The 23,083-nt window shown below is 71.9% G+C and carries 17 protein-coding genes; 7 read left to right on the top strand and 10 right to left on the bottom strand.

The features are described from left to right. Window positions 1-86 precede the first annotated feature (86 nt). Window positions 87-4,253 carry an SCO7613 C-terminal domain-containing membrane protein gene (locus tag ACWA15_RS08590; RefSeq protein WP_464059193.1) on the top strand — a complete coding sequence of 1,389 codons (4,167 nt, stop codon included), beginning with the start codon at window positions 87-89 and terminating at the stop codon, window positions 4,251-4,253. Between the two features lie 76 nt (window positions 4,254-4,329). On the opposite strand, the gene dop is transcribed toward ACWA15_RS08590, so the two are convergent. The 4 genes from dop to ACWA15_RS08570 all read right to left on the bottom strand — a co-directional run bounded on the left by dop (window position 4,330) and on the right by ACWA15_RS08570 (window position 10,066). Next, window positions 4,330-5,919 carry a depupylase/deamidase Dop gene (dop, locus tag ACWA15_RS08585; RefSeq protein ID WP_464059458.1) on the bottom strand — a complete coding sequence of 530 codons (1,590 nt, stop codon included), beginning with the start codon at window positions 5,917-5,919 and terminating at the stop codon, window positions 4,330-4,332. 183 nt (window positions 5,920-6,102) lie between these two features. Further along, window positions 6,103-7,791 (bottom strand): proteasome ATPase, encoded by a 1,689-nt coding sequence (gene arc, locus ACWA15_RS08580; protein ID WP_464059192.1) that lies wholly within the window; start codon window positions 7,789-7,791, stop codon window positions 6,103-6,105. A gap of 46 nt (window positions 7,792-7,837) precedes the next feature. Then, on the bottom strand, window positions 7,838-8,851 hold the full coding sequence (locus ACWA15_RS08575; protein WP_464059456.1) for a tRNA (adenine-N1)-methyltransferase: 1,014 nt from the start codon (window positions 8,849-8,851) through the stop codon (window positions 7,838-7,840). A gap of 90 nt (window positions 8,852-8,941) precedes the next feature. Continuing rightward, window positions 8,942-10,066, bottom strand: a complete 1,125-nt coding sequence (locus ACWA15_RS08570) for a M50 family metallopeptidase (RefSeq protein ID WP_464059191.1) — start codon at window positions 10,064-10,066, stop codon at window positions 8,942-8,944. A 53-nt stretch (window positions 10,067-10,119) separates the two neighbouring features. Here ACWA15_RS08570 and ACWA15_RS08565 point away from each other — a divergent pair, with 53 nt between their 5' ends. After that, a complete protein-coding gene (locus tag ACWA15_RS08565; RefSeq protein ID WP_464059190.1) occupies window positions 10,120-10,977 on the top strand; it encodes a RecB family exonuclease in 858 nt (285 codons plus the stop codon). A gap of 3 nt (window positions 10,978-10,980) precedes the next feature. Here ACWA15_RS08565 and ACWA15_RS08560 read toward each other — a convergent pair whose 3' ends face one another. Together ACWA15_RS08560 and ACWA15_RS08555 are read right to left on the bottom strand one after the other, a co-directional pair. Then, window positions 10,981-11,655 (bottom strand): HAD family hydrolase, encoded by a 675-nt coding sequence (locus ACWA15_RS08560; RefSeq protein WP_464059455.1) that lies wholly within the window; start codon window positions 11,653-11,655, stop codon window positions 10,981-10,983. A 134-nt stretch (window positions 11,656-11,789) separates the two neighbouring features. After that, complete coding sequence (locus ACWA15_RS08555) at window positions 11,790-13,979, bottom strand: MMPL family transporter (protein ID WP_464059188.1); 2,190 nt, start codon at window positions 13,977-13,979, stop codon at window positions 11,790-11,792. 168 nt (window positions 13,980-14,147) lie between these two features. On the opposite strand from ACWA15_RS08555, the gene ACWA15_RS08550 reads away from it, so the two are divergent. After that, window positions 14,148-15,014: a PAC2 family protein gene (locus ACWA15_RS08550; RefSeq protein WP_464059187.1), complete on the top strand. Its 867-nt coding sequence runs from the start codon at window positions 14,148-14,150 to the stop codon at window positions 15,012-15,014. Between the two features lie 86 nt (window positions 15,015-15,100). On the opposite strand, the gene mshC is transcribed toward ACWA15_RS08550, so the two are convergent. Continuing rightward, the gene (gene mshC, locus ACWA15_RS08545; RefSeq protein WP_464059185.1) at window positions 15,101-16,378 is read right to left on the bottom strand and encodes a cysteine--1-D-myo-inosityl 2-amino-2-deoxy-alpha-D-glucopyranoside ligase; all 1,278 of its coding nucleotides are present in this window, start codon (window positions 16,376-16,378) and stop codon (window positions 15,101-15,103) included. 60 nt (window positions 16,379-16,438) lie between these two features. Between mshC and ACWA15_RS08540 the strand changes: the two genes are divergently transcribed. After that, the gene (locus ACWA15_RS08540) at window positions 16,439-17,473 is read left to right on the top strand and encodes a CorA family divalent cation transporter (protein WP_464059183.1); all 1,035 of its coding nucleotides are present in this window, start codon (window positions 16,439-16,441) and stop codon (window positions 17,471-17,473) included. 7 nt (window positions 17,474-17,480) lie between these two features. On the opposite strand, the gene ACWA15_RS08535 is transcribed toward ACWA15_RS08540, so the two are convergent. Continuing rightward, complete coding sequence (locus ACWA15_RS08535; protein WP_464059181.1) at window positions 17,481-18,347, bottom strand: undecaprenyl-diphosphate phosphatase; 867 nt, start codon at window positions 18,345-18,347, stop codon at window positions 17,481-17,483. Between the two features lie 104 nt (window positions 18,348-18,451). Here ACWA15_RS08535 and ACWA15_RS08530 point away from each other — a divergent pair, with 104 nt between their 5' ends. Next, the gene (locus ACWA15_RS08530) at window positions 18,452-19,423 is read left to right on the top strand and encodes an aldo/keto reductase (RefSeq protein WP_464059180.1); all 972 of its coding nucleotides are present in this window, start codon (window positions 18,452-18,454) and stop codon (window positions 19,421-19,423) included. 35 nt (window positions 19,424-19,458) lie between these two features. On the opposite strand, the gene ACWA15_RS08525 is transcribed toward ACWA15_RS08530, so the two are convergent. Next, window positions 19,459-19,797 (bottom strand): primosomal protein, encoded by a 339-nt coding sequence (locus tag ACWA15_RS08525; RefSeq protein ID WP_464059178.1) that lies wholly within the window; start codon window positions 19,795-19,797, stop codon window positions 19,459-19,461. A gap of 194 nt (window positions 19,798-19,991) precedes the next feature. Here ACWA15_RS08525 and ACWA15_RS08520 point away from each other — a divergent pair, with 194 nt between their 5' ends. Further along, the gene (locus tag ACWA15_RS08520; RefSeq protein ID WP_464059177.1) at window positions 19,992-20,291 is read left to right on the top strand and encodes a DUF5703 family protein; all 300 of its coding nucleotides are present in this window, start codon (window positions 19,992-19,994) and stop codon (window positions 20,289-20,291) included. A 95-nt stretch (window positions 20,292-20,386) separates the two neighbouring features. Continuing rightward, entirely contained in the window at window positions 20,387-21,568 is a 1,182-nt protein-coding gene (locus ACWA15_RS08515) for an IS30 family transposase (RefSeq protein ID WP_464059176.1), read from the top strand. Window positions 21,569-21,698: 130 nt separating this feature from the next. On the opposite strand, the gene ACWA15_RS08510 is transcribed toward ACWA15_RS08515, so the two are convergent. Then, window positions 21,699-23,033, bottom strand: a complete 1,335-nt coding sequence (locus tag ACWA15_RS08510; protein WP_464059175.1) for a M20/M25/M40 family metallo-hydrolase — start codon at window positions 23,031-23,033, stop codon at window positions 21,699-21,701. Between the last annotated feature and the right edge of the window lie 50 nt (window positions 23,034-23,083).

Here is a 23,083-nt window from a genome sequence, read left to right as displayed (position 1 = left end):
CCATCGCACCCCTCGTGGCAGAGGTTTGTCCACAGCGGACCCGGACGTGTTGGGCAACTCCGGCCATCTACGGCAGGATCACCACCATGAGGTCCATGCCGCCCCACGAACCCACGCGGGCCAGGTGGCTCGACGTGAGCGCGCTGACCGACCCGTCCCGCTGCCCCGCCTGCGCGGCCCCGCTCGCCGGGACGACGTGCCGGGCCTGCGGGCTCGACGTCGCCGGCCCCCGCGGGCGCGAGCTCTGGGACCTGTCGCAGGAGGTGGTGGGGACCCTCGCCCGGCGCGCGGAGCTCATCGCGCAGATGCGCGTCCTGGCGCGGCCGTCGTCGCCCGCCCGGTCGCCGTACGCCCCGGGTGGCGCGGCTGTGGGAGCAGCAGTGCCACCGTCGTCCCTGCCCGGGCCGTTGGCTCCACCATCGGCCCCGCGATCCGCTCCGCAGTTCGTTCCTCCCACCACGCCGCGGTACGCCCCACCCTCCGGCCCACCCTCAGCCCCACCCCGTCCGACGCCGGCCAGGACCGGGTGGGCGATGCAGACGATCCTGCTCGTGCTCGGCGCCACGCTGCTCGCGGGTGCGGGTCTGGTCTTCACGGTCTTCGCGTGGGGGCAGCTGCCGCTGGCGGCTCGCGGGGTGATCCTCGCCGGGATCGCCGCCGCGGTCTTCGCCGGGGCGCACCGTGCCGCCCGCGCGAACCTGCGGTCCTCGTCCGAGGCGATAGCGGCCCTGGGATCAGCCCTGGTCGTCCTCGTCGCCTGGGTGCTGTGGGCGGCCGTCCTCCCCGACCACGTCGACGGATCGGTCACCATGGCGGGTGCCCTCCTGGTCGCTTTCGTGGTCCTCGTGCCGATCGGTCGGGCGCTCGGGATCGCCACGCCGTCCGTGGTCGGACTGGTCGGACTCACGCTCGCCCCGTCGGTGCTCGCGACCGGGACCACGTCGCTCCCGCTCGCCTCCCTCCTGCTCGCCCTCTCCGCCGCTCTGTGCCTGGTCGGGCAGCATCGACTGATCACCACGAGCACCGGGATCACCACGAACGCCACGGCAGCTCCCGCGCCCGTCACCCTCAGGCACGCCCGGACGACACTCACCGTTCTCGCCCCGATCTACCTGACCCTCGCGGCGTTCGTCGCGGCGGCCGGCCTCGTCTCCCAAGGCCCCGAGCAGACCCTAGCCCCGCTGGCCGGGATCGCTCTGGTGAGCGGCCTGTGGGCCTGGGTCTGCGCCCCCGTGCCCTCCGGTCGGGCCTGGTCCGCGGTGACCGGGACGACCCTCGCCCTGCTGGGTGCGACCGGTGTCGCCGCGCTGGACGGGACGCTCCGCCTCGCTCTGATGTGGCTGCTGCCGCTGGGCGCGGCTGTCGGCGTCAGCGCCACCGTGGGCCTCCTGCGAGCGCTCCCGCGCCTGAACCCGACGGGTGCGCGCGCGGCCTGGGTCGTCTTCCTGGTCGCCGGGATCCTGCCGGTGGGTATGACCGTGCTCACGGTCCTCCGTGTCCTGAGCGCAACCCAGGTCCCGCCCAGGCCGCTCGTCCGACTCGACGTCGCGCAGATCCTCGCTGGGCTGGTGGTGATGGCCGCCGCCGCACCGCTGCTGCACCTGCTGGGCGGGCGCCTGATCACCGCGCGGGCGCCCACCCCGGCAGGGCCGTCCCTCGCACCGTCCCCTGGCCCCGCCCCTGGGCAGCCCGCCTTGGCTCCCCTCCCCACCGCCGGCCCCCTCTCCACCTACGGCCCCCTCACCGCCTACCCGCGGTACCCCGCACCGGTCGCCGCCGCGCCGCGCCCGCGCGGGACCTTCTCCACTCACCCGCTCGGGGTGAGCGTCGTGGCGTCGGCCGTCGGGCTGCTGGGGCTCCCCCTCCTCATGCCCGACGTCGTGTGGGCGGCCGCGACCTGGCTGACGCTCGCGGTGCTGGTCTGCGTCACCAGCGCCCGCCTGCCCGCACCGCCGCTCCCACCGGCAGCGGCGCCGTTCCCACCGGACCGCCTCCTCACCCTCGTGCTCAGGTGCGCCCAGGCGTTCTGCGCCGCTGCGGTGACCACGGCCACTCTCCTGTCCTTCTCCCTGGCCGCCGGTGCGGACGCCTCGGTGACCGGCGAGGGTGGGCGCGCCCTCGTCGCAGCGTCCTTCGCCGTCGCCGGGCTGGTCCTGTGCGTCGCCCGCTCCTGGGTCCCGGCCGGCCCCGGCAACCGTGCGGCGCTGCTCTTCGGCTCGCTCGTCATAACCTCCGTCGGCTTCGCCATCCTCGCCCGGCTCGTGGCGGGGTGGACCTCCCTCGGGTGGTACGCGGCGCCGTTGCCGGTCCTCCTCGTCCTCGCCGCGGCGGCCATGCCGACGGCGGTCGGCCGGCGCCCCGCCCGTCCGCTCGGCGCCGACCAGCTCGCCGCCCTGGCCGCCGCGGCGGTGCTGCTCGTCCCCGGTCTTGTCGCCGGATTCTCGATCGCCGTGACCGCGACGCCGGCGGACACCGGTCAACCCCTCGGGTCCTCCCTGCTGTCCACGACCGTGCTGGTCGTCGCGATCGTCGCGACCTGGCAGCTGGGCTTCGCCGCACAGCCGCCCGCGCAGGTGTGGCTGCGCGCCGCGGCGGGAGCGGCCGCCCCCGTGCTGGCGGTGCTCCTGCTGCTCAGCCTGCGCCCGATCGCCCTGGACCTGGACCTCTCGCTCGGTGACCTCGACTGGTCGCTGGCGGTCCTCGGGCTGCTGGCCGTCCTCATCACCTTCGCGGGCGCGAGAAGGTCCCCGGTCGGTCCTGCCTGGCTGGGCTGCGAGGTCGCCGTCATCGTCCTCGCGGTGGTCACCACAGCGGTCGTGGTGAGTACCGGGGAGTCCACGCGGGTGTCGATCGCCCTGATGATCTGCGCCGCGGGGACCCTCGCCTACGCCGTCGTGTCCGGGCGCCCCCGGTGGGCCTGGCTCGCGCTGGCTCTCGCGGTGTGCGCCTCGTGGGTCTCCCTGGCCGGCACCAGCTTCCCGCCGGAGTCCTACACCGCACCCGGAGGCCTGGTCGTGGTCGCGGTCGGTCTCTGGCAGCTCGTGGCGTCGCTGCGGGCGGACCGCTCCCAGGAGGGTCCCCTCCGCATCCTGGTCGCGGGCCTGGTGGTGCTGATCCTCCCAACCGTCCTCCTGGCGCCGTCCTCGGCCACGGAGGTGCGCGCCGTGATCGTGGCGGTGGCCGTGGTGTGCCTGGGGACGATCGCCCACCTCCTCACCGTGAGCCGTCGCCCGCGGGTGCGCCCGCTCGCCCTCGCCCTCGCCGTGCTCGCGCTGGTCGCCGCCGCCGTCGGGCTGGGTGGGCGCGCGGTGGCCCTCGCCGCTCAGGTGGCCGATCGTGTTGCCGGCCCGCAGGCCGCGGGAACGTCGGGCCTGGACCCGGCGACGCAGCGGCTCGTCCTGACCCTGGGCCTGTGGACCGCGGTGGCAGTCACGAGCACCGCCCTGCTCGCCGTCCACGTCACCCGGACCTGGTTCCCGCGGACGGTCCCCGTCAGCTCCCGTCCCTCCGTCCTGGTGGGCGATCCTCGGGTGTGGGCGGTCACGGTGTGCACGCTCCTGGTGACCGCCCCGGTCGGGGTCCTGGTGGCCCGGGGATCCTTCGACACCATGACCGTGTGGGTCGCGGGGGCCCTGGTGGCCGTGTGGGGGGCCGCGGCTCTGCTCGGCACGCCACCCGGGGCGCCCCGGGTCCGCTCGCACCTGGAGTTCGCGCTCCGTGCCGCACCCGCTGTGGCCGGGGCCTACGCTGCCGTGCTGCTCAGCGCGTCCGAGCTGCCGGAGTCGGTGACCGGGACGGAGTCGATGACCGGGCACGGTGCATTCTTCGCGCTGCTGACGTTCGCGGGGGCCTTCGTCGCGGTCGTCGCCGTGCGCGCCGCGCAGGTGGCGCCGTCGTCGTCCACCTGGCGCACGGTCTCCGCCGGTGCGCTCGCCACGATCGTCCCGACCACCCTGGCCATGTTCGCCGACCCGACCGGGTGGTGGATCGCCGTCGCGTTGGTGGTGGCCGCCGGGTGGCTCGTCCTGGGCGTGACGCTGCGGTGGCAGGCGCCGGTGGCCTGCGGCGGTGTCGCTCTCGCCGTCCAGACGGTGGTCCTGGCGGGCCCGCCCGCCCTGGCCGCGCTGTCCGGGATCCCGGGGTGGGTCGTCCTGGCGGGCGTCGGGGGGGTGCTCCTCACGCTGGGTCTCACCTTCGAACGGCAGGTCACGACGGCGCGCACGGTGCTGCGCCGCTACTCCGAGCTGCGCTGAGGCGCTGCTCCGAGCCCCGCTGCGCTGCTACTCCGAGCCCCACTGTGGCGCCCCCGATCGCCTCAGTGGGGTGGGCTCACCCCATGAGCGCGGCGAGGAACTCTCCGGCGTCGTCGTGCTCGGCGAACAGTGCACCGACGTGCTCCTGTGTGCCCCGCCACGGGTCCATCATCGGCACGCGCTGCAGCGAGGGCGCACCGGGGATGTCGAAGATCACCGAGTCCCAGCTCGCCGCGGAGATCTCCGCCGGGAACCGGGCCATCGCCTCACCACGGAAGAACGCGCGGGTGTCCGTGGGCGGGTGCGCGGTGGCGACGGCGACCTCGGCGTCGGTGACCAGCCGCTCGACCGCACCGGCCGCGACGAGGCGGTGGTAGATGCTCCGCTCGGGGCGCACGTCGCACCACTGCAGGTCCATCGCCCGCAGCCGCGGGTGGTCCCAGGCGAGGCCGTCCCGGCTGCGCAGACCCTCCAGCAGCCGCAGCTTGGCGACCCACTCGACGTCGCGCGCGCACGCGGAACGGTCCGTGCCCAGCCGCGTGAGCACGTCCTCCCACCGGTCCGTCACCGCGCGGCTCGCCTCGTCCCAGCCGGTCACGTCGAGGACGCGCGCGACCACGTCGAGGTAGGAGCGCTGCACGTCGAGGGCGGTCATCCGGCGCCCGTCGGCGAGATCCAGGAGGGCGGTGAGGTCGAGGTCGCGGCTGACCCGGGCGACGTCGGCGACCGGGTCCTTGAGCCGCAGGGCGGCCAGCTCACGGCGTGCCCCCGGAAGGTCGTCGAGGTGCTCGAGCACCCACAGCACCATCGACGTCGTCCCGAGCTTGAGGTAGGTCGCCGTTTCGAAGAGGTTCGCGTCCCCGATGATCAGGTGCAGCCGGCGCCAGCGCACCCGGTCGGCGTGCGGCTCGTCGCGGGTGTTGATGATCGGGCGGCGCAGCGTCGTCTCGAGGCCCACCTCGGCCTCCATGTAGTCCGCCCGCTGGGACATCTGGAACCCGGCGTCGGTGCCGGTCGCCCCGAGGCCCACCCGCCCGGACCCGGTGAACACCGTCCGGGTCACCAGGAAGGAGGTGAGCAGCTCGATGATCGTGGTGAAGGGGACCTGCCGGTCGACGAGGAAGTTCTCGTGGGTGCCGTAGCTGGCGCCCTTGCCGTCGATGTTGTTCTTGTAGAGCTGGATGTCCAGCCCCATGGTCGCGGCCACCTCCCGGGAGGCGGCAAGCATGACCCGCTCCCCAGCCACGTCCCAGCGCACGCCGTCGAGCGGGTTGGTCACCTCGGGCGAGGAGTACTCGGGGTGGGCGTGGTCGACGTACAGGCGCGCACCGTTGGTGAGGATCGCGTTCGCGGCGCTGGGGTCGTCGTAGGCCTCGGTCGTGGGCCGCACGATCGCCTGCAGCTCATCGGCGGTGCCCGACGGCGGACCGGCTGGGGCCGGGCGGGTGGGGTCGTCGGTGAGCAGCGAGGGGTGGGCGGAGGCACGCGGGACGTGGAAGCCCCGGGCATCGAGCAGCGGGTCCTCGTCGTCGTAGTCCCACCGGGCCCGGCCGCGGGCCGTCGAGCTGATCGCCCGGTAGGCGGTCACCACCTGGCTGGACATGAGCATCGGGTTCGCCAGCGGGATTCCTTGCTGGAGGACGCCGTACTCGGTCTCGATCCCCATCACCCTGCGCACAGTCACCCCCCAACCCTACCGACCCAGTCCCCACCATCCCCGTCCCCCGTTCCGTCCCACGTCCCGTGAGTGGGGGATTCTCCACGCGAAACGCCGATGATCAGCGTGTAGAACCCCGCACTCAGCGGGGTGGGGTGGGTGGGGGGGTGGGGTGGGTGGGAGGGGGGTGGGCTAGAGGTACTGGCCGGTGTTGGTGACGTTGTCGATCGTGCGGCCGGCGGCGTTCTTGCCCTTGCCGTCCTTGTCCTGGACGATCGTGCGGATGAAGACGATGCGCTCGCCCTTCTTCCCCGAGATCCGCGCCCAGTCGTCCGGGTTGGTGGTGTTGGGCAGGTCCTCGTTCTCCTTGTACTCGTCCACGCACCCGGCGATGAGGTGGTCCACCCGGATCCCCCGCTGACCGGTCGCCAGGAAGTCCTTGATCGCCGACTTCTTGGCCCGGTCGACGATGTTCTGGATCATCGCCCCGGAGTTGAAGTCCTTGAAGTACAAGATCTCCTTGTCCCCCGAGGCGTAGGTGACCTCGAGGAACTGGTTCGCGTCGGAGTCGGCGTACATCCGCTCCACGACACGCTGGATCATCGCCTCGAGAGCGGCGCCCACGTCCCCGCCGTGCTCGGCGAGGTCGTCGGCGTGGATCGGCAGGTTCGGCGTGAGGTACTTGCCGAAGATCTCCCGGGCGCCCTCGGCGTCGGGCCGCTCGATCTTGATCTTCACGTCCAGCCGGCCCGGGCGCAGGATCGCCGGGTCGATCATGTCCTCGCGGTTGGAGGCTCCGATGACGATGACGTTCTCGAGCCGCTCGACGCCGTCGATCTCGGCGAGCAGCTGCGGCACGATGGTCGTCTCGACGTCGGAGGACAGGCCGGTCCCGCGGGTCCGGAACAGCGACTCCATCTCGTCGAAGAAGACCACGACGGGGTTGCCCTGGGAGGCCTTCTCGCGGGCCCGGGCGAAGATCAGCCGGATGTGACGCTCGGTCTCCCCGACGTACTTGTTGAGCAGCTCGGGGCCCTTGACGTTGAGGAAGTAGCTCTTCGCCTGGGCGGCGGTCTCCACGAGCGCCGGGTCGGCGCCGTCGGCCACCTGACGCTCCGCGGAGCGGCGGGCGACGGCCGCGGCGAGGGAGTTGGCGACAGCCTTCGCGATGAGCGTCTTGCCGCACCCGGGCGGGCCGTAGAGCAGGATCCCCTTGGGCGGGCGCAGCCCGTGCTCGCGGAACAGGTCGGGGTGGTTGAACGGCAGCTCGACCGCGTCCCGGATCTGCTCGATCTGCGGGCCCAGCCCACCGATGTCGGAGTAGTCGATGTCGGGGACCTCCTCCAGCACGAGCTCCTCGACCTCGGCCTTGGGGATCCGTTCGAAGACGAACCCGGACCGGGTATCCACGGTGAGGGCGTCCCCGGCGCGCAGCGGCGCGCCGTCGAGGGACCCGGCCAGGCGCACCACACGCTCGTCGTCCGCCCGTCCGACGACGAGGGCGCGACCGTCGTCGAGCACCTCCTTGACCGTGACCAGCTCACCGATCACCTCGAAGCCGCCCGCGGCGACCACGACGAGGGCCTCGTTGAGCTTGACCTCCTGCCCCGGGCGCAGCTCGGACAGGTCGAGCGTCGGGCTAGCCCCGACGTGCATCTTGCGCCCGGCCGAGACGATGTCGAGGGTGCCGTCGCCGTGGTCGGCCAGGAACACCGCGTAGGTGCCGGGAGGCTTCGCGAACTCCTCGATCTGCTTGGTCAGCTCGATGATCTTCGTCCGCGCCTCCCCGAGCACCTGGGCGAGCCGTTCGTTCTGCGCCGAGAGCACTGCGAGGCGGCGTGCCTGCTCTCCGGCCGTTCCCGGGACTGATGGCGATGACATGTCACTCATGAGGAGCACCCCTTTCGCTGTCCGAGTTACGACCCTGTCACAGATCGTCGGGGACCGCTCCGTCGTCCACGTGGTCATCCGGTGACGATCCGGTGGCAGCGATGCCCTCGACGGCCTGGCCCACGTCGCGGCGCACACGGCGGACCTTCTTGTCCGAGACGGACCGCTCGCCGAGGTCCTCGGCGCTCCATTCCTCCTCCGTCACCGGGTAGGACCCCTTCGACGGCCGACGACGGCGCACCGGTGCGTCGATCCCGTCGGCCATCCGGCGGGTCGTGATGAGGAACCCGGTGTGGCCGACCATCCGGTGCTGGGGGCGCACGGCCAGGCCCTCGAGGTGCCAGCCCCGGACCATGGTCTCCCACGCCTCGGGCTCGGTGTACCGGCCGTCGTCGCGCAGGTCCTCCGCGAGCCGGGAGAGCTGGGTGGTGGTGGCCACGTAGCAGATGAGCACGCCACCGGGGGCGAGCGCCTGGGCGACGGCCTCGAGGTTCTCCCACGGGGCGAGCATGTCCAGGACGACCCGGTCGACCGTGCCCGGCTCGGCCACCTCGGGCAGCACGTCGGAGAGGTCACCGATGGACAGCTCCCAGGCGGGGTGCGGGCCGCCGAAGAACAGCTCGACGTTCCCGCGGGCGATGGCAGCGAAGTCCTCGCGGCGTTCGATCGAGTGCAGCGAGCCGCCGTCGCCGACCGCGCGCAGCAGCGACATGGTCAGCGCGCCGGAGCCGACGCCGGCCTCGATCACCCGGGCGCCGGGGAAGATGTCCGCCATGGCGACGATCTGGCCGGCGTCCTTGGGGTAGACCACAGCCGCACCACGCGGCATGGACAGGGTGTAGTCGCTGAGCAGCGGGCGCAGCGCGAGGTACTCGATGCCCGAGGTGGTGCGGATGACCGAGCCCTCGGACTCCCCGATGATCTGGTCGTGCTCGAAGTACCCGCGGTGGGTGTGGAAGCTCGCACCGGCGGCCAACGTGATCGTGTGCAGGCGGCCGCGCGGGTCGGTCAGCTGCACCCGGTCACCGGCGCGGAAGGGACCACGGCGCAGCTCGGCTCCGGTCGAGGTCGCCGGCGCGGGCTGCGTGCCTGACGTGGCGGGGAGGTCGGGCGTCGCGTTCGGTTCGTAGGTCACAACAGATCAGTCTAGGTGCACCGCTCGGGCGAGGTCAGCAGCGCGCAGCAGCCCCACCACCCGCCCGGCGTCCACGACGACAGCCACGGGTGAGCGGCGCGCCACCTGCACGGCGGCCTCGTGGAAGGCCGCTCCGCGCAGCCCGCCGTCGACGACGGAGCCGGGGGCCAGCGCGACCATGACCGACCAGGCCTGCGTCGAGGCGGCCGCGTCCTGCGGGACGGCTGCGAGCGCAGCGTCGTCGACGTAGCCGACGACCTGACCGTGATCGACGAGGACCACGTGGGCCTGGGTCCCGCCGAGCTGGGCACCCCGGACGGTCTCGCGGACCTGGGCGACGGTGGCTCGGACGTCGACCGCGACGGCGGGGGTGGCCAGCCGTCGCGGGTCGAGGGTCTCGATCCGCGCACGGGTCCGGCTCCGCTCGAGCGCGCCGGTCGCCGCGCTCCACATGAAGGAGCCGACGAGCCCCGCCCAGACGACCATGAGCAGCTGGACCTGCTGCCCGCGCAGGGTCGGTACCCCGATCGCGGCCAGGACCAGCCCGACCGCGAGGACCCGCCCCGACCAGGCCGCGGCGACCGTCCCGCGCAGCCGGGAACCGGTCAGCGCCCAGACGACCGACTCGGTGATCTGGCCGCCGTCGAGCGGGAGACCGGGCAGCAGGTTGAAGGCCGCCACGGCCGCGTTCGCGAAGGCGGTCACGTAGAGCAGCAGCGCGAGCGAGGTCGTCGCGGGCTGGGCCTGGTACCCCAGCCAGGCGGCGCCCGCCAGGACGAGGTTGGTCAGGGGACCCACGACCGCGATGAACGCGGCGTTGAGCGGGGTGGTGCGGGAGTCGGAGTAGGCGGTGTGCCCGCCCCAGAAGGTCAGCGCGAGCTCGTGCACGGTCATCCCCTGCGACCTCGCGGCGAGGGCGTGGGCGACCTCGTGCAGGAACACCGACACCATGAGCATGATGACGAGGACGAGTGAGCCGGCCACGGCCCGCGACCCCAGCTCCGGGTTCATCGCCCGCACGGTCGGCACGAAGAGGATCGTCAGCACCACGACCATGACCAGCGCCGACGGCTGGAGCTTCACCGGCGCTCCGGCGATCCGACCGATGACCCATCCACGACGTCTGTCCACAGTGGCAACCCTACGGGCCGGTGATGTCGGTGCCACGCCATAGGCTCGTCCCCATGCTCCCTGCGATCCCTGCCGCTCCCCCACCTCCTGTCCGGCGCCCCGGCCTCTCACCCTCCCGGGCCAACGACTTCACCCAGTGCCCGCTGCTGTTCCGGTTCCGGGTCGTCGACAAGCTGCCCGAGCCGCCCAGCTCGGCGGCAGCTCGCGGCACCCTCGTGCACGCGGTCCTGGAGCGGCTCTACGACGCCCCGCTCGGGGAGCGCAGCATCGCCCACGCCCAGGGGCTGCTGCCGGGTGAGTGGGACAAGCTGCTCGAGGCCCGGCCGGAGTACGCCGAGCTGTTCACGAGCGAGCAGGAGTCGACCGACTGGCTCGGCGGGGCCGGCAAGCTGCTCTCCACGTACTTCACCCTCGAGGACCCGAACCGTCTGGAACCGGCCTCCCGCGAGCTCTTCGTGGAGTCCCAGCTGGACGGCGGCCCGCTGCTGCGCGGGATCGTCGACCGGATCGACGTGGCGCCCGACGGTGCGGTGCGGGTCGTGGACTACAAGTCCGGGAAGTCGCCACGCCCCGGCTACGAGAGCTCGGCGGTCTTCCAGATGCGCTTCTACGGCCTGGTGCTGTGGCGCGAGCGCGGGGAGATCCCCAAGATGCTCCAGCTCGTCTACCTCGGCGACGGTCAGGTGCTGCGCAGCGAGCCGACCGAGCGTGAGCTGCTCGCGACCGAGCAGCGGATCAGGAGCATCTGGCAGGGCATCGAGGCGTCGGCCACGAGCGGGGCCTGGCCCACCCGCCGCACCCCGTTGTGCGGCTGGTGCGCGCACCAGAGCGTGTGCCCCGAGTTCGGCGGCACACCGCCCGAGGTCGACCCGGACGCGGTCGAGCGGGCGATCGGGGTCCGTCCGGCCTGAGGGCTACCGGTCGCCGATCTGGTCGATGACAGTCCCGGTCATCACCTGGTCGAGGAAGTCCGGGGTCATCGCCGCGAGGTCGGCGATCCGGTTGAGCCGGGGGTCGGCCACGACCGGGACCATGACCTCGATGCCCACCGGGACCGCTCCGCAGGCCAGGGCCGACCCGATGCCGGCGGGTGAGTCCTCGACCACGAGGCAGTCAGCCACCGGGACACCCAGGCGGGCGGCCGCGGTGAGGTACGCCTCGGGGTGCGGCTTGCCATGGGTCACCTCGTCGCCCGCCACGACGGCGGAGAAGACGCCCGCGGGGGCCTGGTCGACGAAGGCGTCGGCGAGGGACCGGTAGGACATGGTCACGAGGGCGCACGGCACCCCCTGGTCCCGGAGCCGGGTGAGGATCTCGATGGCGCCGGGCTGCCACGGGACGGCGTCACGGACTGCTGCCGCCACCCGGGAGATGAGGAACTCGACGATCTCGGGGGTCTCGGCCTGCACGCCGGCGGCCTGCAGGATCCCGGCGGAGTGGGTGAGCGGCAGACCGACGAGGGCCAGGCCCTGCTCGTAGGACCACGCCACCCCGTGCTCCGCGGTCAGCGCGTCCTCGGCGGCCATCCAGTAGGGCTCGGAGTTGATGAGGGTGCCGTCCATGTCCCACAGGACCGCCGCCGGCAGCATCAAGGGTCGGTCCGCGCTCGTACCAGCACGAACATCAGATCCATAGGGCTGCAACGTGTCCTCCATCGTCATGTTCCGGTGCCTCGAGCAGTCCCGAGGCTCTCTGAGGCTATCCTCACCCGGCCTTGATCCGGTCAGGCGTCCACGGTCTGCAGCTGGCGCTCCGCGGGAGCCGTGTCGAGCCCGTGGCCCTCGGTGTCGATGCGCGGCAGGACCGTGTCGAGCCAGGTCGGGATCCACCAGGCGGAGGCGCCGAGCAGCGAGAGCAGCGCGGGCATCAGCACGAGCCGGACGACGAAGGCGTCCGCCATGACACCGATCATGAGCCCGAAGGCGATCGCCGCTGCGATCGAGAACGTGCTGGTGGCGAACCCGGCGAAGACCACGGTCATGATCGTGGCCGCGGCCACGAGGACCCCGGCGGCACGCGAGAAGCCCTCGACGATCGCCTCCTTGGGCGCCATCCCGGCGGAGTGCATCTCCTGGATCCTCGAGACGAGGAACACCTGGTAGTCCATCGCCAGACCGAAGAGCACCCCGACGAGCAGGATCGGCAGCAGGCTCATCATCGGATCACCCTGGGGTGCGTTGATGACCGGGTCGAGCCAGCCCCACTGGAAGACCGCCGTGCTGGCACCGAAGGCGGCGCACACGGAGAGCAGGAACCCTGCGGTGGCGACGACGGGGATGAGGATCGACCGGAACATGAGGATGAGCAGTGCGACCGAGATCACGACGATGACGATGACGTACGTGATGAGCGCCGTGCTCAGAGCGTCGGTCTGGTCGATGCTGATCGCCGTCTCACCCGTGATCTCGAGGTGGATGCCGGGGACGGCGTCGGCCTGCTCCCGGGCCTCGTGGACCAGGTCCGTGGTGAGCGGGTCGAGGGGGCTGCCGGTCGGGATGACCGTGATGCGGGCGAGCTTCCCGTCCGCGCTGATCTCGGCGGGGACGACCTGGCGGACGGCGTCCAGCGCAGCGAGGCCCTCTTCGATGGCGGGCGTGCTGGCGGCGACGTCGTCTCCCTCGACGAGCAGGATGAGCGGGCTCTGGATGCCACCGAACTCGTCCACGACGAGGGTGTAGGCGGAACGCTCGGTGGAGCCGGGGTCGGACCCGCCCGGGATGATGAAGGCGGTCTTCATGCTGAGCATCGGCAGTGCCACGACGACCAGGACCGCTGCGCCGGCCACCACCGAGAGGACAGGTCGCCTGACCACGAGGCTGCCCCACCGACGGAGGAACCCGCGCTGGGTGGCGGCCTCCTCGTGCCAGATGTGTCCTGCGGCGAGCTCCCGGCGCTGCGTCGTGGACAGCGCCTTGAGGCCGAGGGTCTTCTCCAGGACGGGGAGGACGGTCAGGGACAGCGCGACCGCGACGAGGACCCCGAAGGCGCCGGCGAAGCCCATGTCGGTGACGAAGCTGATGTCGGCGACCATGAGCGCGACGAGCGCGACGATCACGGTGCTGCCGGCGAAGACGACGGCCGTGCCTGCTGTTCCGTTGGCCCGGCCGATGGCGTCGTCGACGCTCCTGCCCGCGCGCAGCTCGTTGCGGAACCGCGAGAGGATGAACAGGGAGTAGTCGATACCCACCGCCAGGCCGAGCATCGAGGCGAGGATGATGGAGTTCTCGCTGATCGCCGTGACCGACCCGTAGGCCAGCACCCCCACGACGCCGACGCCGACGCCGAGGACGGCGATGAGCAGGTTCGCCCCGGCTGCGCGCATCGACCCGTAGGTGAGGATCAGCACCAGGAAGGCGATGAGCACGCCGGCGATCTCTCCGGCCCCTTGCTCGGGTGCGCCCAGGGGCACGAGGTTTCCTCCGAGCTCGACACCGAGGTCGGCCGCGGCGGCGTCCCGCAGCTCCAGGGCTGCGGCGTAGTACTCCTCCTGCTGATCTTCGGTGAGGTCGCCGTAGGCCAGCGTGGCGACTGCGGTGGCCTCGTTCTCGGAGACGAACGGCTGTGCCGGGTCGAAGGGGTCGGTCACCGACTCGACACCGGGCAGCGCGGCGGCCTCGGTGAGCACGTCGCTGATCGCGGCGGTGGTCCCCGGGGCGGTCACCGCGGCGTCGGCCGGGTGGAACACGAGCTGCAGGGTGGGGCCCGACGCCGCACCGGTCGAGGGGAACTCCTCGCTCATCCGCTCGAGCGCCTGCGTGGCGCGGGTGCCCGGGATGGTGTCGTCTGCGCCGTCACCGGAGCCGTTGACGGCCAGGACTCCCGTCATGGCGACGAAGATCACCAGCCAGGTGAGGACGACCAGCACCCGGTGCCGGGCGCTGAAGCGACCGATCGTCGACAAGAACGTGGACATGAGACTCCTTGGGTGGGATGAGGGTGACTGCGTCAAGCCTCCGACAGCACCACCGGCCCGCGCATCGTCCCTCCGGGCCGTCCCGGGTACCGCAGCTGCGGTACCTCCGCTCCTGCTCGTCCGACGGCCGCCGCACGACCTTCAAGCCTCCGGGACTAGGCTGATGGGATGACTGACGACCTGTCTCCGCCGGAGACCGACACCTCCGACACGCCTGAGGACGCGATCCTCATCGCCGCCTTCGAGGGGTGGAACGATGCGGGCAGCGCAGCGAGCGAGGCGCTGGCCCACCTCACCGAGGTGTGGGGCGCCGACCTCGTCGACGAGCTGGACCCCGAGGACTACCTCGACTTCCAGGAGCACCGTCCCGTCGTCCAGACGCTGCCCGACGGTCAGCGAGAGCTCACCTGGCCGACGACGCGGCTGAGCGTGGCGGAGCCTCCCAGGACCGCCCGCCGGGTGGTCCTCGTGCACGGGATCGAACCGTCCATGCGCTGGCGCAGCTACTGCACGGAGATCCTCGACATCGCCGAGAGCCTCGGGGTGCGCACCATCATCACCCTCGGCGCGCTGCTCGCGGACGTGCCGCACACCCGACCCATCCCCGTCACCGTGACCTCGGACGACCCTGCCGTCCAGCACCTGCTCGACGTCGAGGCCAACACCTACGAGGGCCCGACCGGGATCGTGGGAGTGCTCCACGACGCCGCCCAGAAGGCTGGGTTCCACTCCCTCGCCGTGTGGGCCGCCGTCCCGCACTACGTCGCCCACCCGCCCTCGCCCAAGGCGACGGTCGCGATCCTCAACCGGCTCGAGTCCTTCCTCGGGCAGACGATCGACCTGGGCGCCCTCACCGAGGACGCCCTCGCCTGGCAGAACGGCGTCGACCAGCTCACGTCCGAGGACCCCGAGATCGCGGAGTACGTCCAGCAGCTCGAGCAGGCGAAGGACACCGTCGAGCTGCCCGAGGCCAGCGGCGAGGCGATCGCCCGAGAGTTCGAGCAGTACCTGCGCCGCCGCGACAAGGGCTCCTGACCCCACCCCACCCCGCTGAGTGCTGGGTCTTACACGCGACACACGGCGTGTCGCGGTAAGACCCAGCACTCAGCGGGGGGCGGGGGCTAGAGCCGGATGCCCAGGAGGGCGTTGACTGCCCGGGAGATGACGCCGGGGGCGCCTTCGATCGGCTCGGCCGTGCCGGCCAGGGACAGCTCGGCCCAGGCGTCGACGGCGGCCAGCGCGCGCGGGGCGTCGAGGTCGTCGGACAGGGCCGCGCGGATCTCGGCCAACGCGGCCTCCGGGGCCGGTCCCCCGTTGCCGGACATCGACGAGCGCCACGTCACGAAGCGCTCCTGCGCGGTCTTGAGATCGATCTCGGTCCACTCCCAGTCGGTGCGGTAGTGGTGGGCCAGGAGCGCGAGGCGGATGGCCATCGGCTCCACGCCGTCGGCCCTCAGCTGCGAGACGAAGACGAGGTTGCCGCGGGACTTGCTCATCTTCTCGCCCTGGAAGCCGACCAGGCCCGCGTGCACGTGCGTCGCAGCGCCCACCCCGTGGACGTCACCGTCACCGAGCAGGCGCGCGTGGGAGGTGCTCATCTCGTGGTGGGGGAAGAGCAGGTCCGAGCCGCCACCCTGCACGTCGAAGGGGAACCCGAGGGCCGACCGTGCGATGACCGCGCACTCGATGTGCCAACCCGGTCGCCCGGTGCCCAGGGGCCCGCCGTCCCAGCTCGGCTCCCCGGGTCGCTCGCGGCGCCACAGCAGCGGGTCCAGCGGGCTGCGCTTGCCTGCGCGGTCGGGGTCGCCTCCGCGCTCGGCGTAGAGGGTGCTCATGACGGCGGGGTCGAAGCGAGAGACCTGACCGAAGTCCGGGTCGACGCTCACGTCGGCGTAGACGTCGCCGAGCTCGGGGTCGTCGCCGCCGGCGCCGGCCTCGAGGGGAACGCGGTACGCGGCGCCGAGCCGGATGAGTTCGGTGACGGCGCTGGCCACCGGGACGATCGTCTCGACCGCGCCGAGGTAGGTGTCGGGCGGGATGACGCCCAGGGCGGTCATGTCCTCGGCGAAGAGCGCCGTCTGCTCGACGGCGAGGTCGCGCCAGTCGACCCCGGTCGCGGTGGCCCGCTCGAGCAGGGGGTCGTCGACGTCGGTGACGTTGGAGGCATAGACGACGGTGTGACCGGCGTCGCGCCAGGCGCGTCCGAGCAGGTCGAAGGCGACGTAGGTGGCGGCGTGACCGATGTGGGTGGCGTCGTAGGGCGTGATGCCGCACACGTAGAGGGTCGCGGTCTGGCCGTGCGCGGCGACGACGAGCTTCCCGGAGGAGCTGTCGTGGACACGGACGGTGTCTGATCGGCCAGGGAGTTCAGGGATCTGCGGGGCGGGCCAGGTGAGCACGGATCAACGGTACCTGGCAATCGTCGCGGCGACGGACGCATCGATGAGTCACAATGCACCATGACCATCGACCACCCCACCATCACGGTCCACCGCAGCTTCGAGCGCGATTCCGACCGGTGGTACGAGCTCTCCTCCGGTGCATCGGCGGACGGCCCGGTGGAACCGCCCGCGCCGGGCGCCGTCCGCTGGCACGTCGTCGGCTCCCCGCGCGAGGTGCTCGACGCCGCCGACCAGCTCGGCCTGCCCACCGCCGAGGTCCGGGCCCGCCTGACCCAGATCCGCGCGGGCTCCGCCCGGGTGACCTCCCGTGTGGTGCGGGTCAACGACCATGCCGTGTACGTCGTCGTGCCCACCGCGTCCTACTCCGACGAGCAGGTCTCGACGGGCTCGATCGCGCTGTTCCTGACCCCCGGGTGCGTGGTCACCGGGGAGGTCGGCGACGACCGGGTCATCGACCGGGTGGTCGACCGGCTGACCACGCCGCGCACCCTCGTGGGAGTCGGCGCCCTGCCGGTGCTCGCCGCGACCCTGGTGGAGCTGCTCGCGGGCGCCTCCGAGGTCGAGATGGCGCTGGCCGACGCCGTCGCGGACCTGGAGACGACGGTCTTCCGGCGCGACGTCGATCCGCTCGAGCGGCTGTACAACCTCAAGCGGGAGATCTCCGAGGCGCGCCGGGCGCTGCTGCCGCTGACCATCGAGATCCCGGACCTCGGCGCGGACGCCTCGGCGAGCGCGAACGAGCCGCTGCGCCTGGAGCGCCGCCTGCTCGGCCGGCTCACCGCGACCGCTGAGCGGGTGGACCGCCACCTCGACGCCCACGACGGCCTGCTCTCCGACATGCTCTCGGTGCGGCTGTCCCAGATCTCTGTCCGCCAGACCGAGATCACGCTGCGTCAGAACGAGGACATGCGCAAGATCTCCGCCTGGGCGGCGATCGCTGCGGTGCCGACCATGCTCGCCGGGATCTGGGGCATGAACTTCGACCACATGCCCGAGCTCGGCTGGCACGTCGGCTACCCGATCGCCGTCGCTCTCATGACGGGCCTGTGCCTGACCCTGTACCGGGCGTTCCGGCGGGCCGGATGGCTCTAGCCGGCCCCTACACGCCGCCCTGCGCGGTGAGCGCACCGGCTGTCAGGAGCACGACGACGACGACCGCGAGCACGATCCGGTAGATGACGAACGGCTTGTAGCTGTACGTGGAGACGATCTTGAGGAAGACGATGATCACGAGGTAGCCGACGACGAAGGCGACCAGGGTGGCCAGCAGGGTCACGCCGATGCCGGGGGTGCCGGGGATGCCGATCTCGTCGGCGGAGCTGAAGAGCTTGTACAGGCCTGAGCCCAGGACGGCGGGGATGGCGAGCAGGAAGGAGTACCGGGCGGAGGCCTCCCGGGTGTAGCCCATGAGCAGCCCGGCCGAGATGGTCCCGCCCGAGCGTGACACCCCGGGGACGAGCGCGAGCGCCTGGGCGAAGCCGAAGTACAGCGCGTGCCGGGGGTTGAGGTCGGTGAGCTCGCGGTTCTTCGCACCGACCTTGTCCGCCCAGCCCAGCACGAGGGCGAAGACGACGAGCATCAGCGCGATGAGGTAGAGGTTGCGGAAGGACCGGTCGATCGCGCTCTCCAGGGCGAGGCCCAGGACGACGATCGGCAGGCTGCCCAGGCCGATGTACCAGCCCATCCGCGCGTCGTGGTTGCGCGATCCCATGCGCTCGCGCCAGGTGGGTCCGTCCTGCCCGCTGATCGCGCGCCACCAGGCGATGCAGATCGTCGCGATGTCGCGGCGGAAGTAGAGGATCACCGCGCTCTCGGTCCCGATCTGGGTGATCGCCGTGAAGGCGGCACCGGGGTCGGAGGTACCGATGAGGTCGCCGACGATCCGGAGGTGGGCGCTCGAGGACACCGGGAGGAACTCGGTGAGCCCCTGGACCAGTCCGAGGATGAATGCTTGGATCCCGTTCACGTCGGGCCACGTTACCCGCCCGCGGGCCCGGGTCGGTCAAGACGCACGCGAAACCGGTCGCCGGCAGGGGCGGGGCCTGGGGCTGAGGCCGCTAAGGTGCAGACATGGAACTCCGCCGCCTGGGCCGCACCGGCCTGCACCTGTCCGCGCTCGGGCTGGGAACGATGACCTGGGGGCGGGACACCGACGCCGAGGACGCTTCCCAGCAGCTGCGTGACTTCCGCCACGCCGGCGGCACCTTCCTCGACACGGCCGGGTCCTACGGAGACGGAGCGAGCGAGGAGATCCTCGGTGGGCTGCTCCGATCCGGGACGGACCGGGACGAGGTCGTGGTGGCCACCAAGGGCGGTCTGCGCCGCACGCCGTCCGGCATGGTCGTGGACTCCTCCCGCGGCGCCCTGCTGACCGCGATCGACGCCTCGCTCACGCGGCTGGGGACGGACCACGTCGACCTGTTCCTCGTCCAGGCCCCGGACCCGCACACCCCCCTCGAGGAGACCGTCTCGGCGCTGGCGCACATGGTGAGCACCGGGCGCGCCCGGTACGTCGGGTTGGCCAACCACGCCGGCTGGCACACCGGCTACGCGGCGGCGGCGCTGCGCGCGAGCGGGGAGGCCGAGCTCGCGGCCCTCGAGGTGGAGCACTCCCTGCTCAACCGCGAGTGCGAGCACGAGGTCGTCGCGGCCACCCAGTCGCTCGGCGTCGGGCTGCTGACCTGGTCCGCCCTGGGCCGCGGGGTGCTGACCGGGAAGTACCGGCGCACGCTCCCCTCGGACTCACGCGGGGCGTCCAGCGACATGTCCGGGTTCGTCGATCCGTACCTCGACGCGCGTGGTTCCGCGGTCGTCGATGCGGTCTGCACCGCGGCGGCGGGGTTGGGACGCTCCCCGCTCGAGGTGGCGCTGTCGTGGGTGCTGGGGCGCCCTTACGTGTCCTCGGCGATCGTGGGCGCGCGGACTCCCGGTCAGCTGAGGGAGTCGTTGCACGCCCTCGACCTGGTGCTGCCCGGTGCCGTGAGCTCTGCCCTGGACGAGATCAGCGACCCGAGCAGCGACTTCGCCCACAGCTACGCCTGAGCACGCCGGGACCGTAGGCCATACCCTGAGCGCTGTCACCTGAGCGCGTCGACGTCCTCGTCGTAGTCGGAGCCGTCGAGGTCTCCCTCGTCGATCCCGCCGAGGCGCTCCTCGGCGTCGTCGTCGTCCTCCTCGTCCTGGCCGTCGTCCTCGTCGTCGTCCTCGTCGTCCTCGTCGTCGGCGAGCACGACCGGGAGGGCTTCACCGTAGGTGTTGCCGAGGGCCTCGTCGTAGACGTCGAAGGCGTCGGCGAGCACGTCGTAGGCGTCGTCCACCGAAGAGTCCTCGTCCCCGCGTCGGCTGGCGACAGCAGCGAAGTGCGCCTCCAGGGCAGCGACAAAACGATCAAGGGCGGCGCGCGGGTCGACGGTCATACCCCTGACGGTAGCGCCCCCCCGCGACGAAGAACACCGGATACTCTTGTGAGTTTGACCAGCGGTCCGTGCCAGCGCGGACCAGCGAGGGGGCTGCGGCCTGCGACCTCCCCTGATATGTTCGACGCCACACCTGCTCCGGGCGAGGCGTCCTCCGACCTCCCCCGAGCACCGGCGTCAGGAAGTGGTGACCGATGACCTCTCGACCGTCTCCCGGATCCGGAGCGCAGGGGTCGACCGCCCCCCGAGACCGCCAGGCCGTCCGCCCGAGCGACCGGTGGACCGACCACTGGACCGCGCAGGGGCGCGAGTACGAGGTCCGGGTAGTGACCATCCCGCGTGACCACTCCCGGTCCGAGGCCCGCCAGCTGCTCACCGACGAGGCCGAGCACGGCCGGTGGGAGCTCGCCCGGTCGGTCCTCTACGTCGGAGGCGAGCGTCGGGTCTGGCTCCGCCGCAAGATCATCCGCGCCCGCAGCACCCTCACCCCCTGACCCGCCCCTCCCCCCACTGAGTGCTGGATCGTCCACGGAAAATGACCAGGCAAAGTCATATGGTCAGAGCAACGCTCGTCTGAATGGAGCGTGTGATGGTCAAGTTGTTCCCTGCTGGGACTCGGACGAAGTTCGTGGATCTGGTGTGTTCGGGGGTGTCCGTTCAGGTCGCTGCTCAGCGTGTCGGGGCTCATCCGGCCAGTGGCTCGAGGTGGTGGGCTCAGTCTGGTGGCATGGAGATCTCGCGTGGTGCCACTGGTGGTTTGGCTGGTCCGGTTCCTCCTGCTGAGCCTGGGGGCCGGGAGGTGACGCTGGCCGAGCGCGGCATGATCCAGGCGGGCCTGCATGACGGCTGGAGCTACGCCAAGATCGCCCGGCTCGCGGGTCGCAACAAGTCGGTGATCTGGCGGGAGGTCAAGCGCAACACCAGCCCCGACGGCGTCTACTACGCCTCGGTCGCCCATCGCAAGGCCTTCCAGGAGCGCCGGCGCCCCAAGGCCCTCAAGCTCGTCGACAACGCGCCGTTGTGCGACTTGATCGCGGTCTGGATGGACGACGGGTGGAGCCCGAAGCTCATCTCGTCGATGCTGGAGTTCCACTTCGCCGGCGACGAGACTATGCAGGTGAGTCACGAGACGATCTACCAAGCCCTCTACGTCCAGACCCGCGGGAGTCTGCGGGCCGACCTGGCAAAGAACCTCTCGTTGAAGCGCCGCAGACGCGTCCCCAACATCGACACCCGGCCCAACAACAGCCCCTACAAGGACGCGTTGAAGATCAGTGACCGGCCCGCCGAGGTCCAGGACCGGGCGGTCCCGGGGCACTGGGAAGGGGACCTGATCATCGGGTGCGACGGGACCGCGATCGGGACCCTGGTGGAGCGGGCCACGCGGTTCACGATCCTGCTGCACCTGCCCGGTGACCACACCGCCGAGACGGTCGCGGCTGCGATGATCGAGGAGATGAAGGACCTCCCTGACCACCTGCGCCGCTCGATCACCTGGGACCGCGGAACCGAGCTGGCCCAGTACGCCCAGATCCAGACGGCCCTGGACCTGCAGCTGTACTTCTGCAACCCCCACTCGCCCTGGCAGCGGGGCACCAACGAGAACACCAACCGGCTCCTGCGGTTCTGGTTCGAGAAAGGCTCAGACCTGTCCGTTCACACCCCCGACGACCTCCGCCAGGTCGCCGCCGAGCTCAACCGCCGGCCCCGCCCCACCCTCAACCTCGACACCCCCGCCAACCGCCTCAACGACCTGCTGCTGGCGGCATAGCCCACCCCGTTGTCCTGACTACTTGACTTTGCCACCACATTTGCGTGTACAACCCAGCACTCAGCGGGTCTTGCTGGGCTGGGTGGGGGGCGGGCGGGTTGGCAGGTGCCGGCGGGTCAGCGCCGGCGGGTCAGCAGGTGTCGAGGAGACGGGCCAGGACGCGGGTGCCGAACTGCAGGGAGTCGACCGGGACGCGCTCGTCGACGCCGTGGAACATGCCGGGGAAGTCGAGTCCCTCGGGCAGGCGCAGCGGGGCGAAGCCGTAGCCGGTGATCCCCAGCCGGGCGAGGGACTTGTTGTCCGTCCCGCCGGAGAGGGAGTACGGCAGCACGTGCGCGCCGGGGTCCTCCGCGAGCAGGGCCGCGGTCATCGCGTCGACGAGGCTGCCGCTGAACGGGACCTCGAGGGCGATGTCCTCGTGGATCGGCTCGATCCGCACGTGCTCCCCCGCAAGCTCGCGCAGGGTGGCCATGGCGCTCTCGGTGTGCCCGGGCAGGAACCGGGCGTCGATGACGGCCTCGGCCCGCCCGGGGATGACGTTCGCCTTGTACCCGGCGCTCAGCTGGGTCGGGTTGGAGGTGTTGCGCACGGTCGCGCCGACGAACCGCGCGGCCGGTCCGAGCGCGTCGACGAGCGCGTCGATCCGGGCCGGGTCGCCGGCGTCGAAGGTCAGCCCGGTGAGCCCGCTCACCCCGCGCAGCAGCGCCTCGACGGTCGGGGTCAGGGTGTAGGGCCAGGGGTGCTGGCCGATCCGGGCGACCGCGGCGGCCAGGTGTGTCACGGCGTTGTCGGTCGCGACCTGCGAACCGTGCCCGGCCCGTCCGTCCGCGACGAGCCGCAGCCAGGCCAGGCCCTTCTCGGCGGTCTGCAGCAGGTAGGCCCGCTGGCCGTTGATCTGCGTGGAGAAGCCGCCGACCTCGCTGATCGCGTGGGTCGCGCCCTCGAAGAGCTCGGGCCGGTGGTCGACGGCGTAGCGCGCGCCGTAGGTGCCTCCGGCCTCCTCGTCGGCGAAGAAGGCGAGCACGACGTCGCGCGCGGGCCGGCGCCCCTCACGCATCATCTGGCGCACGACGGCGAGCATCATCGCGTCCATGTCTTTCATGTCGACCGCGCCGCGGCCCCAGAGCAGGCCGTCGATCTGCTCCCCGCCGAAGGGGTCCACCTGCCAGTCCTCGGCCTGGGCCGGGACGACGTCGAGGTGGCCGTGCAGCACGAGGGCCGAGCGGGCCGGGTCTGTCCCCGGGATCCGGACGACGACGTTGGCGCGTCCGGGCGCGGACTCGAAGAGCTCGGGGTCCAGGCCCACCTCGTGCAGCAGCGTCATGACGTGCTCAGCCGCGGCGCGCTCGCCTGGGCCGGACCCGTCGCCGTAGTTGGACGTGTCGAACCGCAGCAGATCGGCGCAGATGCCGGCTACCTCGTCCTCGGCGGTCACGGTGGCTGATGACGGGGCGTCGGTGGTCATGGCCCCACGCTACCGGTTCCCCGTCATCGCCCCGGCCGTGCTCGACGAGC

This window comes from Sanguibacter sp. TS_SC_8 (assembly GCF_055361235.1).
This window is presented reverse-complemented; position numbering and strand designations above follow the sequence as displayed.